Annotated in this window: 14 protein-coding genes; 6 read left to right on the top strand and 8 right to left on the bottom strand. The window is 44.5% G+C overall.

All coding sequences use genetic code 11. From position 1 onward, the window contains the following. Positions 1-21 precede the first annotated feature (21 nt). Both BTO09_RS12205 and BTO09_RS12210 read left to right on the top strand, forming a co-directional pair. A complete protein-coding gene (locus BTO09_RS12205) occupies positions 22-303 on the top strand; it encodes a DUF2188 domain-containing protein (RefSeq protein WP_087525049.1) in 282 nt (93 codons plus the stop codon). A gap of 91 nt (positions 304-394) precedes the next feature. Further along, positions 395-847 (top strand): hypothetical protein, encoded by a 453-nt coding sequence (locus BTO09_RS12210; RefSeq protein WP_087525050.1) that lies wholly within the window; start codon positions 395-397, stop codon positions 845-847. Positions 848-863: 16 nt separating this feature from the next. Here the strand turns inward: BTO09_RS12210 and BTO09_RS12215 are convergent, their stop codons facing one another. Next, positions 864-1,292 (bottom strand): YHS domain-containing (seleno)protein, encoded by a 429-nt coding sequence (locus BTO09_RS12215; protein ID WP_232454961.1) that lies wholly within the window; start codon positions 1,290-1,292, stop codon positions 864-866. A 108-nt stretch (positions 1,293-1,400) separates the two neighbouring features. Here BTO09_RS12215 and BTO09_RS12220 point away from each other — a divergent pair, with 108 nt between their 5' ends. After that, entirely contained in the window at positions 1,401-1,844 is a 444-nt protein-coding gene (locus BTO09_RS12220; protein ID WP_087525052.1) for a hypothetical protein, read from the top strand. A 43-nt stretch (positions 1,845-1,887) separates the two neighbouring features. Here the strand turns inward: BTO09_RS12220 and BTO09_RS12225 are convergent, their stop codons facing one another. The 3 genes from BTO09_RS12225 to BTO09_RS12235 are packed head-to-tail and all read right to left on the bottom strand — an operon-like array spanning position 1,888 to position 4,453. After that, complete coding sequence (locus tag BTO09_RS12225; protein WP_087525053.1) at positions 1,888-2,514, bottom strand: carbonic anhydrase family protein; 627 nt, start codon at positions 2,512-2,514, stop codon at positions 1,888-1,890. Positions 2,515-2,517: 3 nt separating this feature from the next. Further along, the gene (locus tag BTO09_RS12230; RefSeq protein ID WP_087525054.1) at positions 2,518-4,092 is read right to left on the bottom strand and encodes a SulP family inorganic anion transporter; all 1,575 of its coding nucleotides are present in this window, start codon (positions 4,090-4,092) and stop codon (positions 2,518-2,520) included. Between the two features lie 52 nt (positions 4,093-4,144). Further along, positions 4,145-4,453, bottom strand: coding sequence for a hypothetical protein (locus BTO09_RS12235; RefSeq protein WP_087525055.1), 309 nt, complete (start codon positions 4,451-4,453; stop codon positions 4,145-4,147). A gap of 125 nt (positions 4,454-4,578) precedes the next feature. Between BTO09_RS12235 and BTO09_RS12240 the strand changes: the two genes are divergently transcribed. The 3 genes from BTO09_RS12240 (at position 4,579) to BTO09_RS12250 (ending at position 7,316) form a co-directional block, all read left to right on the top strand. Further along, positions 4,579-5,337 carry a sulfite exporter TauE/SafE family protein gene (locus tag BTO09_RS12240; RefSeq protein WP_087525056.1) on the top strand — a complete coding sequence of 253 codons (759 nt, stop codon included), beginning with the start codon at positions 4,579-4,581 and terminating at the stop codon, positions 5,335-5,337. 85 nt (positions 5,338-5,422) lie between these two features. After that, on the top strand, positions 5,423-6,061 hold the full coding sequence (locus tag BTO09_RS12245; RefSeq protein ID WP_087525057.1) for an NAD(P)H-dependent oxidoreductase: 639 nt from the start codon (positions 5,423-5,425) through the stop codon (positions 6,059-6,061). Between the two features lie 64 nt (positions 6,062-6,125). Then, complete coding sequence (locus tag BTO09_RS12250) at positions 6,126-7,316, top strand: DegT/DnrJ/EryC1/StrS aminotransferase family protein (RefSeq protein ID WP_087525058.1); 1,191 nt, start codon at positions 6,126-6,128, stop codon at positions 7,314-7,316. Here the strand turns inward: BTO09_RS12250 and ribB are convergent. From ribB to BTO09_RS12270, 4 genes are read right to left on the bottom strand one after another with little or no spacing between them, the layout of a single operon-like run. Then, entirely contained in the window at positions 7,313-8,455 is a 1,143-nt protein-coding gene (gene ribB, locus BTO09_RS12255; RefSeq protein WP_087525059.1) for a 3,4-dihydroxy-2-butanone-4-phosphate synthase, read from the bottom strand. The two genes, BTO09_RS12250 and ribB, sit on opposite strands and share 4 nt — an antisense overlap. A 30-nt stretch (positions 8,456-8,485) precedes the next feature. Then, the gene (locus tag BTO09_RS12260; RefSeq protein ID WP_087525060.1) at positions 8,486-10,462 is read right to left on the bottom strand and encodes an LptF/LptG family permease; all 1,977 of its coding nucleotides are present in this window, start codon (positions 10,460-10,462) and stop codon (positions 8,486-8,488) included. Positions 10,463-10,468: 6 nt separating this feature from the next. Beyond that, positions 10,469-11,110, bottom strand: coding sequence for an outer membrane lipoprotein carrier protein LolA (locus tag BTO09_RS12265; RefSeq protein WP_087525559.1), 642 nt, complete (start codon positions 11,108-11,110; stop codon positions 10,469-10,471). 22 nt (positions 11,111-11,132) lie between these two features. Continuing rightward, positions 11,133-13,529: a DNA translocase FtsK gene (locus BTO09_RS12270; RefSeq protein WP_087525061.1), complete on the bottom strand. Its 2,397-nt coding sequence runs from the start codon at positions 13,527-13,529 to the stop codon at positions 11,133-11,135. Between the last annotated feature and the right edge of the window lie 40 nt (positions 13,530-13,569).

Genomic DNA, 13,569 nt, shown 5'->3' on the forward strand with positions numbered 1-13,569 from the left:
ACATTGAGATTTTATTCAGACATGGCTAAGGAAAAATCCTTTTTGCGTACCCTATTAGAGATCATTACACAGATCTTCGAGACCACTCAACGAAACTCACGTACCCGAACCTGGCATCAACATGTTGTCCCCTATGAAGACGGCTGGGCAGTGCGCCGAGAAGGAAACAAACGCATTACCTCAAAACACCGCAAGCAGAGTACGGCTATTAATCGGGCAAAATCTATAGCGCGTAAAAAGAAAGCCGACGTGATCATTCACCGCAAAGAAGGTGGTATTCGCGACCGGATTAGCTTTGATTGATCTGCTTTCACTTCAATTTACTTTGGGATTTTATTCGTATTTTAAGGTTGGCATATCTTTTGTGTCCTAAAAAGTGAGAAAGAGAAATCCTATGCGGCAAAAACTAGCCATTAAAAGCCTACTACTAACTGCTGTTATTGTGGGTTTAAGCAGTTGCCAAGTGTATACTGTAAGCCCAGAGAGTTTTAAGATCCAAATGCTGGAATATCCGGTCTTTACCCAATTGGATTCCACAGATAGCTTGTATTTAGGCCCTGTTTATTTCTATGCTTACGATATGGAGTACATCTTTGTAAAGGACAAGAACGGCAAGTCTAAATTCTTGCAGAACAATCCTACCATAGAAGCGCGCATATTCGATAATAGCGGCCGCAAGACCGTATTTTATTTCGACACTATGGAACTCAAGAACGATACTTTAACAGGAATCCGAAGTTTTCTCAATCCGGAGCGGAATGATGTTGCGATCCCCTACGATTCTATTCAGAAGATCGAGATCCAGAATCATAAGAAAAAGTTCTACTTTGTAGACGAGGAGTTTTAATCTTTAGTTGCTAGGTCTACATCTTCCAATTTTCATCGGCTTGGGCTTTTAAGCCTTCAGGATCTTCCAGCCACTTCTTCAAAGTATTATTTCCCCAAGCGTTGTAGAAGAGATATAACTTGCCATCTCTTATCTCAAAGGTCTCCGGATCGATGTCTACCTTTTTTCCATTTAGGGCGATGGCATAGGCACAATATCCGCCGTATTGGGGCAAGTAGGCTTGCGGATCGGCCTTAAATCTTTTTGCATTCGCTGCGGAGGTAAAGCGGTAAGTAACTCCCTCATGAGAAAGTTCAAAGGCTTTGTCGCCTTTTTGCGGCTGCCCATCAAAATAGGCCACTACATCATAGCCTTTAACAGCTACACCTCTTTTGGTATTGACCTCTTGTGCCTGGCTAATAGGACTCAGCATTAAAAAGAAAGCGGCGATCATCAATTTATACATAAAAGTTTCTTTGATAGTCTGCTCCTAATGCTTCTCCTTACAGTTAAACTGGCTCAAGGCATTGTTTTTTTGCTGCTTGCGCTTTAACTTTACTAGAAAATCACAGCTATGAGTAACAGATTAGATAGCGCCCTTAACACCCTATACCAAGGATTCTATGGTGGGAACCTGCATCCAGAAGATGCTTGCCGTTGTGCCGTTGGCACCCTCACTGGAGGCTGGAGCGCCTGGAAGCATTTTAGCGATTTTCACGGCAGCGAGAGTCTCAATTATGTTGGCAAGGTTCACGAGGGTCTCGGTAGGCGTTATGCAGGTTATTTGCCCAGTGAACTGTTGCACATAGAAGCGGCCTTTTTAAGTGGCTGCGGATACCAACTCCCGCTAGACCACAAGAGCGCAAGGCCTGAGGATCCACAGGATACGCAGGTCATATACAATGGGCTCTTGGCTGCGATAGGTGAACTTTGCAGGCTCGATGGAGTTCCTGATCTAGTTCCTCATACTAAAACCTTAGAGCGGATCTTCGCAGAAAGACAACTACAAACAGCATAAAAAAACCCGGCGCTTGGCCGGGTTTCTTATTTGTTATCAACTTCTAGTAGAAGGTTACACTGCCGTCTGCAATGTCGTACATGCCTCCAACAATGGCAATGCTGCCATCGTCTTCCATTTCTTTCAAGACGCCAGAACGGTTGCGAATGTTTTTTATAGTCATTTCCACGTTCTTTTTGGCTACGGCGTTCACAAAGTCAATGTTCTTTGAAGTGCGCTCTTCTGGTTCTGTAGGCTCGCTTACCGCTTCTACAGCAGGCTCAAGTTTGTTGATCAGCGTAGTTAGATTGCCCAAACGCGCGTGATCACAAGCTCCTTTAACTGCACCACAAGCCGTGTGTCCTAAAACAACGATCAGTTTGGTACCTGCCAATTTACAGGCGAATTCCATAGAACCTAAAATATCATCGTTGACAAAGTTTCCTGCTATACGAATGCTAAAGATATCGCCTATACCTTGATCAAAAAGTAATTCGGCAGATACTCGAGAGTCTATACAATGCAAAACAGTAGCGAATGGATACTGACCATTAGCGGTATCGGCAATCTGTTGATTCAGATCACGATTAACCTGCTGGCCAGCCATAAAGCGCTTGTTTCCATCTATCAGTGCCTGTAGGGCAGTGGCGGAGGTCATTGCCGCCTGTGTTTCTTTAGTATGTGCTTTCATTACTTATGAAGTTGGTTTTAATTTGAAAAATTCGATATAACTGTCTGGATTCTCTACGGTCCCTCGTGTAGAGATCAGATTAATGGTTATGTTCCTATTCTTGGCCTTTTCTTGGAAGTCCTCCAGAATCTCTATGATGTCATTGTCCAGATAACGCGTATTGCGCACGTCCAATTCCAAATAAGAGTTTTCTTCTAAGGCATCTAGCTCTTTTAAGATAGCCCCTTTGTTAAAGAAGGTCACCTCTTCTGCCAAGGTCATTTTTATCTTCTGTTTGCCGTTACTCTTGTCTTCGATATGCAAGAAGTGGGAGTTTTGGTAGCTCTTGTATAAAATGATGATGATACCTACTGCCAAACCAAGTCCAATTCCTTTAAGCAAGTCTAAGCGCACAATTCCAATAACGGTAACTATGAAAGGAATAAACTGCTTCCAGCCCATGCGGTACATCTTAACGAACAGCTTAGGGTTGGCGAGTTTATAACCCACTACCAAAAGCACAGCGGCCAGAACAGACAGCGGGATCTTGTTCATCAAGGTTGGGATAGCGATAACAGCTAGAATTAGGAAGAATCCGTGAATAATAGCAGATAGCTTAGATTTCCCTCCAGATTGAATATTGGTAGAACTTCTTACAATTACCTGAGTTATCGGAAGCCCTCCAATAAGTCCAGAGACCATGTTTCCGGCTCCTTGAGCCAATAGCTCTCTATTGGTAGGAGTAACGCGTTTCTCTGGGTCAAGCTTGTCTGTCGCCTCTACACAGAGTAGCGTCTCTAAAGATGCAACCAAAGCAATGGTGAAGGCCGTTACCCAGATTCCTGAAGTGGTAATGGCGCTCCAATTCGGAAAGGTGAATTGTCCTAAGAAAGAGGAGAAGTCTTCAGGTACAGGAATTTGTACCAAATGCTCCTTGCTGATCTCCAAATCTGTTCCTAAGGTGAAAGAAAAGAATACGATCCCCAATACTACGGCCACTAAAGGCCCTTGTATCAATTTAAAGATGCTAGACTTCTTGGTCAGTACTTTGTCCCATAAGATCAAAATAGCCAAAGAGACCAAAGCGATCAAGGTGGCACCAGGACTTATATAGTCCATCATATTGCCTAATTCTGTAAAGGTGGTTTGTCCGTCCATTTGGTTGTAAGCAAAGTCGCCTATAGCGTCCTTGTCATATCCAAAGAAGTGCGGGATCTCTTTAAGGATAATAATAATACCAATACCTGTAAGCATTCCTTTGATCACCGAAGAAGGGAAATAATACGCAATGATTCCGAAACGCAACAGTCCAAAGCCAATTTGAATGACACCGGCCAGAACTACCGCCAATAGAAAGGTCTCAAAGCCTTCCAACGAAATAATAGCAGCAGATACAATAGCAGCTAAGCCCGCTGCAGGACCAGAAACTCCAATACTCGAACCACTTAAAGATCCGACGATAATACCCCCTACAATACCTGCGATAAGACCAGAGAAGAGGGGAGCTCCACTAGCAAGCGCGATCCCCAAACAGAGTGGAAGCGCTACAAAGAATACGACGATACTTGCAGGCAAGTCGTTTTTAATATTTTTAAACATAAGATGCACTTTTAAGCCTTGCAAAGGCATTAGAAATAAGATGAAATTTGACCTAGATACGGGTCATGTGCTCCGGAGGCGGACAACTAACTTCTGATGCGGGGAGTGCATACCCAGTAAAGAGGGTAACGAAGTTGTGTTGGCTCTGCTCGGCAAAAGCCAGCAAAGTGTTGTTAAGACGAGGCGTGTCCCATTGTTTTTCTTCGGATTCCTTTTCGGTCTTCTCCTTTTTAGATTCGTCATCGCTTTCTTTGACCAAAGAGGTCTCTACGCTGATCTCCAATAAGGTACAGACAGAAGGCGCCAGTATTGACAAACTCAATACTCCAGAAATAATAAATAAGACTAGTGACTTCCTCATTGATGTAAATATAATGCGTTTTTATAAGAATCATAAATCATTTTAATGTGCTAGATGTTAAAAATCCTTAAAGCCTTAAACCTCAAAGAAGAAGGCATCTTTTTGAAAACTGTATTTTTGCTTCCATGGAATTCGATTGGAATCTCTTGTTGCTCGTAGGAGCGGGTTTTATTGCAGGTGTGGTAAATACCTTTGCCGGCGGAGGCTCTCTGCTTACGCTACCTGTGCTGATCTTTATGGGCTTACCTGCTGCCGTGGCCAACGGAACCAATAGGATCAATATCCTTTTGCAAACCATGTCTAGCTCGGCAGGGTTTTTATCTAAGGGAGTCAATACCTTTCCTTTCAGCATATATTTGGCTATCCCGGCGGTGATAGGTGCGGTCTTAGGGGCTCGCATCGCCATTGATCTACCTGAATCGCTGTTCAACAAAATTCTAGCCTTTGTCATGATCGCGGTGGTGGTCTATTTGGTCACTCAACGCAAACGCGGATTAAAGGAGCTGGCCGAACGCCTCAGTGGGAAACACTTGTGGGTAAGCATGCTCTTATTCTTCTTTATTGGTATTTACGGCGGATTCATTCAGGCTGGAACCGGCTTTTTGATCCTTTTGGTACTCGCCATGGTCAACCGCTTGAGTTTGGTCAAATCCAATGCGGTAAAGGTCATTGTGGTCTTTATTTTCAATATCGGAGCCCTGCTGACCTTTGCTTTGGCCGGCGATATCAAATGGAGTTACGGACTGGTAATGTCAATAGGTAGTGCTAGTGGAGCTTGGTTGGCCAGCCGTTGGGCAGTAGACAAAGGCGATAAATTGGTCAAGATCTTTTTGGTGGTCATGGTTATTGCCATGGCTATCAAGCTTTGGTTCTTTACTTCCTAACGCTATCAGCATCACTTTTTTTACCATTTGAGAATCTTATAGACAGCCTGCCCAAGGGAACTTCTTTAGGCCGTATCTTTGTATTATGGAATCAGCAGTAGTAGAAAAACTCAATTGGCGATACGCCACTAAGAAGTTCGACCCGAACAAAAAACTGAGTCAAGCCCAGCTCGACACTTTGAGCGATGCTTTTAATCTCACCGCAACCTCTTATGGTTTACAAGCGTTAAAAATGGTAGTGATCTCCAATCAGGCCATAAAAAAAGAACTCGTAGCTCATAGCTGGAATCAACAGCAGGTAAGTGATGCCTCACACGTGCTTGTGATCTGTAGAGAAACGGTACTTGATTCCAACTTTATCAAAGCGCATTTTCAGCGCGTGGAGGAAATCCGCAACACACCACGTGAGATCTTGGCTCCCTTTGAACAGTTTCTCTTGGATTCTTTTGCCGACAAATCAGAGACAGAACTGGCTACTTGGATGGATAAACAGGCCTATATCGCTTTGGGAAATCTACTTACCGTATGCGCTTTGGAGCACATAGATTCCTGCCCTATGGAAGGCTTTGATCCTGTGGCATACGATAGGGTTCTAGGTCTCCAGGCCAAGGGACTGACCTCTGTTTTGGTCCTGCCGGTGGGTTATCGTGCTGAAGATGATTTTATGGCCGAACTCAAGAAAGTTCGCCGAGGCACAGACCAAGTGGTTCTTACCGTTGAATAACTTTCTCCCTTTGCCGTTTTAAGGGCGAGCTGCAAATGCTATATTTGTTCAAAACAAAGAGCTCATGCCCGGATTTGAACTTTTCGGTGCTGCAGAACGCCAGCACGTACAAGACGTACTCAATACAGGAATTTTAATGCGTTATGGTTTTGATGGCCTGCGCGATGGAATTTGGAAAGCTAAAGAATTTGAATCGGCCTTTGCCGAGCGCATGGGCGTAGACCATTGCCAGTTGGTAAGCAGTGGAACAGCAGCACTTACTGTGGCTCTTGCAGCTGCAGGAATCGGGGCAGGAGACGAGGTGATCATGCCTACCTTTACTTTTGTAGCCAGCTTTGAATCTATCATAGCGATAGGCGCAGTACCTGTACTTGTAGACATAGATGATACCCTTTGTTTAGATCCAACTGCTGTAGAAGCGGCCATAACTCCTAAAACCAAATGTGTCATGCCTGTGCATATGTGCGGTGCCATGGCAGATCTGGAGCCTTTAAAAGCCATTTGTGATAAACACGGCCTCTTGCTTTTAGAAGATGCTTGTCAGGCCATAGGTGGAACATATCAGGGCACCGCCTTAGGGGCCTATGGCGATCTAGGATGTTTTTCTTTCGACTTTGTAAAGACCATTACCTGCGGAGAGGGCGGGGGTGTCATTACTAACAATGCCGATTATGCTAAACGCGCCGATCATTACCAAGACCACGGCCACGATCATATTGGTAACGACAGAGGAGCAGAAGGGCATCCCTTTTTGGGCTACAATTACCGCATCAGCGAATTACAAGCTGCAGTAGGGTTGGGCCAACTTAGTCAGTTCGATGAGATCCTCAGCATACAAAAAAAGAATTTCAGGATTATAGCAGAAGCTTTAGCAGACCTGCCCAACGTTACTCCAAGACGCATTCCAGAAGGGGCGGAGGGGAACCATTCCTTTATCAATTTCTTTATGGAATCTGAAGTACAGGCCGCGAAAGCACAAAAAGCACTTGCAGCGGCTGGTATAGACGGCTGCTTTTACTGGTACAACAACAATTGGCATTATATCCGCGGATGGGCGCACTTAAAGAACGCCACAGGAGCCGGACCACTATCAGAAGCCATAAAAAAGCAATTGTTATCCCTTGAAGAACGCGATTTCTCTAAAAGCGATCATTGGATGGGCAGGAACCTCTCTTGTCTTGTGAAACTATCATGGACAGAAGCGGAGGTGCGCAAACGCGCAGCTACTATGCGAGAGGTGCTATCTAAGCTCTAATAATTGATATAATCGGTGATCTCCAAACCGTAACCAATCATACCAACGCGCTTGGTTTGTGGGTTGTTTGAGATCAGGCGGATCTTGGAAATACCCAGGTCGTGTAGAATTTGAGCACCAATACCAAAGTCTTTGTTGTCCATTGCAATGCGCGGAGCTTTGACCACTTCATTGCCGGACTGCTGTGCCTTGAGCTCGCTTAAACGCTTCAATAGATTAAGTGATTGCGACTGCTGATTGATGAACACCACGGCACCTTTACCTTCTTTTTCGACAGCTTTGAACATATCGTCCAGTTTTTTGTCGGCATTGTTGGTCAGGGTTCCTAAGATGTCATTATTGACCAAGGTTGAATTGATCCTAACGGCTACAGGCTCGTCGGAAGACCAATCGCCTTGGGTCAAGGCCAAATGCACTTGATCATTGGTGGTTTGTTTGTAGGCGCGTAAACGATAACTCCCAAAGTTGGTCGCTATCTGAAAATCTTCCATCTTCTCGATCAAGGAGTCATGCTGCATGCGATAGGCTACCAGATCTTCTATCGAGATCAACTTCAGATCGAATTTTTTGGCTACTTCTACCAACTGAGGCAAACGGGCCATGGTTCCGTCTTCGTTCAGGATCTCTACCAAGATACCTGCTGGCTCCATACCGGCCAATCGAGCTAGATCTATAGCTGCCTCGGTATGTCCGGTACGTCTTAGTACACCACCTTCTTTAGCACGTAATGGGAATATGTGTCCGGGACGCCCCAAGTCTTGTGGTTTGGTGTCTTTATCCACTAAGGCCTTTATGGTCTTGGCGCGGTCATGAACGGAAATTCCGGTGGTGCAACCGTGACCAATAAGATCTACAGAAACGGTAAATTGGGTGTGGTGTAAAACTGTATTGTTCTCTACCATCATGGTGAGTTCTAACTCTTGGCAGCGCTCCTCGGTAAGTGGCGCACAGATAAGTCCACGACCGTGAGTAGCCATAAAGTTGATCATTTCTGGGGTTACGGCCTCGGCGGCAGCGATAAAATCCCCTTCATTCTCTCTGTTCTCATCGTCGACCACTATAACCACCTTGCCGGCACGAATGTCTGCAATAGCTTCTTCTATGGTGTTTAAAGTGATCTGCTTTTGAGCCGTCTCCATGATTCGAAAATTTCTGCAAAGATAAGGCCTTTACAATTGTTTTATGTCTGCTTCTATGCGTTTATCGAAAGTTCTTTTAAAGAAGTAGAAAAGCGGCAAGCCGAAAAGTAAATATCCCACAATGATATCCACTGGAGTTTTTTGCTTCATGGCCTTGTAGATCTTGTTGTGCCAAAGAAAGGTCTGTATCAGTTTGATATAGAAAAAAGCGAGTGTGGCATAATAAACAACAGGCAAAGCAGCTTCTAGAAATGCACCTACTTGAGCATCGTAAATAGCAAAGAATAAGAATAGTATGCTCAATGCTACACTTAAGAGATACATATACAATGTTTGTTTGGAGAGTTTTTTATACTCCCCAAATGCCAACATGGCTTCGTTGTAAATGTGATCTTCAAAATTACCTTGCATCCGCAGTTCTAATTCTGAGATACCCCTTTGTTCCAAATAGAGTAGGGCCTGATTGCGATACGTACTGCTATATCCGAATTTGCGGTGGTATTTCACCACACGAATCAAACCATCGTTGTCTAAGGCGGCCAGTTCATCCTTTTGTGTTTGGCTCAATGCCACCTGATTGGCCACCGGAGCCAATTTGGGTCTGCGTCTAAAGCGGCCAAAGAAACTGTCAAAGTCAAAGACATTCTGGTCTGTTGTAGCGCGGTAGGTGATCCAAATACCCAAGGGTAATAAGATCAGACTAGATAGCCAGGTTGCCATCACAGCATTTAAGGAGCCGTCTTCTGCGCTGTTCTTGGCAAAGATCCCGATAAAATGATAGGTCAAAAACAGTAAGATGGCAATAACCATGGGCAGTCCAAAACCTCCTTTTCTAATGATAGCTCCCAAGGGCGCTCCAATAAAGAATAAAATTACACAGGCAATGGCAAAGACGTATTTCTCGTGCAGGGCTATTTCGTGTTTGATGATGTTTTTGCGTTTTAAGAAGAACTCATCTTTTTTGGCCTCTAAGGTCTGCAGTGTCCCGCTAACATGGCTCTGCGCAATTTGAATGATCTTTTTCTGATCTATCGGTTGAAAGGCATCTAGCGGATTATAAACCGTGTCTTTAGGTTCTTTAGGGGCATAATTCTCACCAATGCTCGGCACACCGCTGCGCAAGTACATGGTGTTGGCAAAGGTCTTGATGTCTGTAGAGAAATTATCAGAAAGGGTGTCTATGGCAGGTATCAATTCCGAAATAGGATACATCCCGTGATTGCTCAGCTCGCCCTCGGCCTCTAAGTCAATGTTGTTGATCTCACTCAGATCTATATTTATGGTATAGACATCCAAATAGCTCTTAACAAAGGGTTTCTTTTTCTTCTTTTGGACATCTCGGGGCTGGACCTCATCGTAGTAATAGACGTTGTCTAGCTTTAAGGAGAGTACATTGGAATCTTCGGAGCCGATAAGTTCTCCGCGTTCTGCCACCATAACCGTATAGTTACCAGCTATTTTGGGTTTCTTTTTGTGAATGATGACCTCTTCCAAAAACTGGTCTCTATCGCCCGATTTTTTTTCCACCTTAATGTTGAGTTCCTCGCCTATAGGGCTGAACTGTCCTTCGGCGATAACCATAGCCGGTTTTTTCTGGGCAATGTTACGCCTTAGGTTGAGCGATTTGTATTCCGCCCAGGGAATTACACTGTTGGCAAACCAAAAAGCTGTAAAGCTTATCAGAATAATAAAGAGGGTAAGGCTACGCATGGCCCTTTGCAGGGAGATCCCGGTAGACTTCATGGCGGCAAACTCGTACTTCTCTGCAAAGTTCCCAAACACCATCAGGCTAGAAACTAAGATCGTCAAGGGCAATACTAACGGAATCAATTTTGGTGAGAAGTACATTAAGAACTTCAAGACCACCATCATGTCCAAACCTTTTCCTGCCAGCTCAGAAATATACAACCAGATTGTCTGGAGTATAAAAATGAACATAAGGATCAGGAACACACTTATAAAAGTGCGTATATAGGTGACCAGTATGTAACGATCGAGTATTTTCAAATGCCTCTAGTTCAGTCTGTTGATGTAGTAGCCGTCTGCTTCGTATTTGGGCTCATCAAAACTAAACAAGGTTTTCGAAATGGGCTCGTTGGTTTTAAAAGAATTAACAGTAATGGTAAACTCCGTCCCGTTGGCATCGGTCTGGATAAGCTTGTAGATGTGCTTGGTCATACTGTCTATCCCCAACAAGATATTTTTGATCTCCGCATTGCTATCTATAGGCATCAGCTTTACATATTGGATCTTACGGCCTTTTACGTTTTGAACGATGTCCATTTTATAGGTGTAACCCTCTTCGTAAAAAGTAAGCATCTCGCTTGGGGTGATCCCAGATTTTTCATCGCTTCCAATAGTGGAGATGGTCACTTCCTCATCTTCAGGAACTATAGAGTAAATGTACTTGCCATCGCTAATACGCGTGGTGCCTAACATGTTCAGATGGTATTTGTCGCCCTGCAAGGTCACATTGCCCCGGGTGTCTTGTTTTACCTTTTGCTTTTCGTTGTTAAGACTGTATTTAAAGTCGATGACGATATTGTCATAAGACCGCACCTTGGCAGATACTTCGTCCAATAGGGCTTTGGCGTCCTGCGCTTGGGCAAATCCGCCGCTAATAACTAATAAACACCCTAGAATTATCGATTTCATGGTTTTCAATTTTTGCTGCTTTTTATTCTTCGTTATCCAAAAGTTGATTCAGGGCCTCAATGGTGGGTACTAAGACCTGTCTGGCCTTACTGCCTTCAAATGGGCCAACGATTCCCGCTGCCTCCAACTGGTCTATGATCCGGCCTGCCCGGTTGTATCCCAGTTTGAGTTTGCGTTGCAATAAAGAAGCCGAGCCTTGCTGAGCAATTACCAACACTTCTGCCGCTTCTCTAAAGAGTGAATCGCGTTCGTCTTTAGATATATCAAGATTTGTACCACTTTCTTCTCCTACATATTCCGGTAACAAATGCGCATCCGGATAGGCTTTTTGTCCACCTATATAATCGGTGATCTTAGCAACTTCAGGAGTATCTACAAAGGCGCACTGCAGACGGATCACTTCATTGCCTTGTGTATAAAGCATGTCTCCACGCCCTATAAGTTGATCGGCTCCGGCTGCATCTAAAATTGTACGTGAATCTATCTTCGAAGTCACCCTAAAGGCAATTCTGGCAGGGAAATTCGCCTTAATGATACCCGTGATCACATTAACCGAAGGTCGTTGCGTAGCAATGATCAGGTGGATCCCAATAGCACGGGCCAACTGGGCCAAACGCGCAATAGGGGTTTCCACTTCTTTACCGGCGGTCATGATCAAATCGGCAAACTCGTCTACCACCAAGATAATGTAAGGTAAATAACGGTGGCCGTTATTCGGATTGAGTTTACGCGCCTTGAATTTGGTATTGTATTCTTTAATGTTACGCACCATAGCGTCCTTGAGCAGGTCGTAACGCGCATCCATTTCAATACACAAGGAGTTCAGCGTATAGATCACTTTGGTGGTATCGGTAATGATGGCATCTTCTGTATCTGGTAGCTTGGCGAGGTAGTGACGCTCTATTTTATTAAAAAGGGTCAATTCTACTTTCTTCGGATCGACCAAAACGAATTTCACCTCGGCAGGATGTTTTTTGTAGAGTAGGGAAGTTAAGATCGCATTGAGTCCAACAGACTTACCTTGACCGGTAGCACCCGCCATAAGTAAGTGGGGCATTTTAGCCAGATCCACTACAAAGGTCTCGTTGGCTATTGTCTTTCCTAAAGCCAGCGGTAAAGCCATTTCGGCTTGTTGAAACTTGTTAGCAGCTATTACAGAGCGCATCGATACAATGCGCGGATTCTTATTCGGCACTTCAATACCAATAGTACCTTTACCGGGTATAGGTGCAATAATACGGATCCCGAGCGCGGAAAGCGAAAGCGCAATATCGTCTTCCAAGTTCTTGATCTTAGAAATACGGATCCCGGCCTCTGGGACTATCTCGTACAAGGTAACGGTAGGCCCAACAGTGGCCTTGATCTGCGCAATGGCGATCTTATAGTTGCGCAAGGTCTCTACAATACGATTCTTGTTCTCTTCGAGCTCCTCTTGATTGATAGTGATCCCTGCACCGCCAGTATAATCTTTCAATAGCTCTAGCGGAGGAAACTTATAGTTGCCCAGCTCTAGCGTAGGGTCGAACTCACCAAAGTCTTCTACAAGCTTTTTGGCAGTTTGGTCTGCTGGCAGTTCCTCTTCCTCTGCGGCGGCTTCTACTTCCATAGTAACCTCATCTTCTTGAGTAACTGTCTTAGGTGGTTTGAGTTGGATGTTCTCCAATTCCGGTTCTGGAGTAAGCTCCAAGGGCTGTGTTTGTGTCTGTTGTGTTATAACCTCTGGCTCGGGTTCAGGTGTCGTTTCTATGGTGTTTACTGCGGAGTCTGACTGAGCTAGCGACTCTTCGGTAGTGCTTTCTGATTTAAAGTCTTCGGCTATGGCTTCTTGGGTCTTTTTAAGCTTGGCGGCTACCTTGTCTGGAGTAACACGCAAGCGCAATACCAAATAGGCGATCAACAAGAAAGCCATTAGGATGGCGGTTCCTGTGAAGCCTAGATAGTCTTGTAAAAAGTCGTTGAGTTCGTAACCGACGGTTCCCGCCAAGATACCACCTTGAGCCGCAAAGAATCCGAAGAAAACAGCAAGCCAAAGCATGACCAAGAGGCCCCAAAACCAGAATCGGCCAAGGGCAGATTTCTTAAAATCAAAGAAAAAATAAACCCCGCTTAAGGTGACCAGGGTGCTAAAAATAAAGGCTGCAATTCCAACTCCTTTATAGATGAAGAAATCACCAAGAGCTGCACCGAACTTGCTCAGCAGGTTTGCGGCTTCTGCTTCTCGATCGCTCAATTCTCCCAGAATAGATTGGTCTTCTTGCCAATTAAAAAAGAAGGATGCAAAGGCCAAAGTGAGGGCCAAACCAAAGAGCATTAAAAAGCTCCCCAAGACAACTTGTTGTTGCCGGTTGAGGGTCAATTTAGGAATCTTGAATCGTTTAGCTTTTTTCGCGCTGCGTTTAGTAGTCTTCTTCTTGGCCATAAAGGGTAAAACAAATGTACGAATTGTTAACGTTTAAAAA

Source organism: Gilvibacter sp. SZ-19 (assembly GCF_002163875.1).
Taxonomy (GTDB): domain Bacteria; phylum Bacteroidota; class Bacteroidia; order Flavobacteriales; family Flavobacteriaceae; genus Gilvibacter.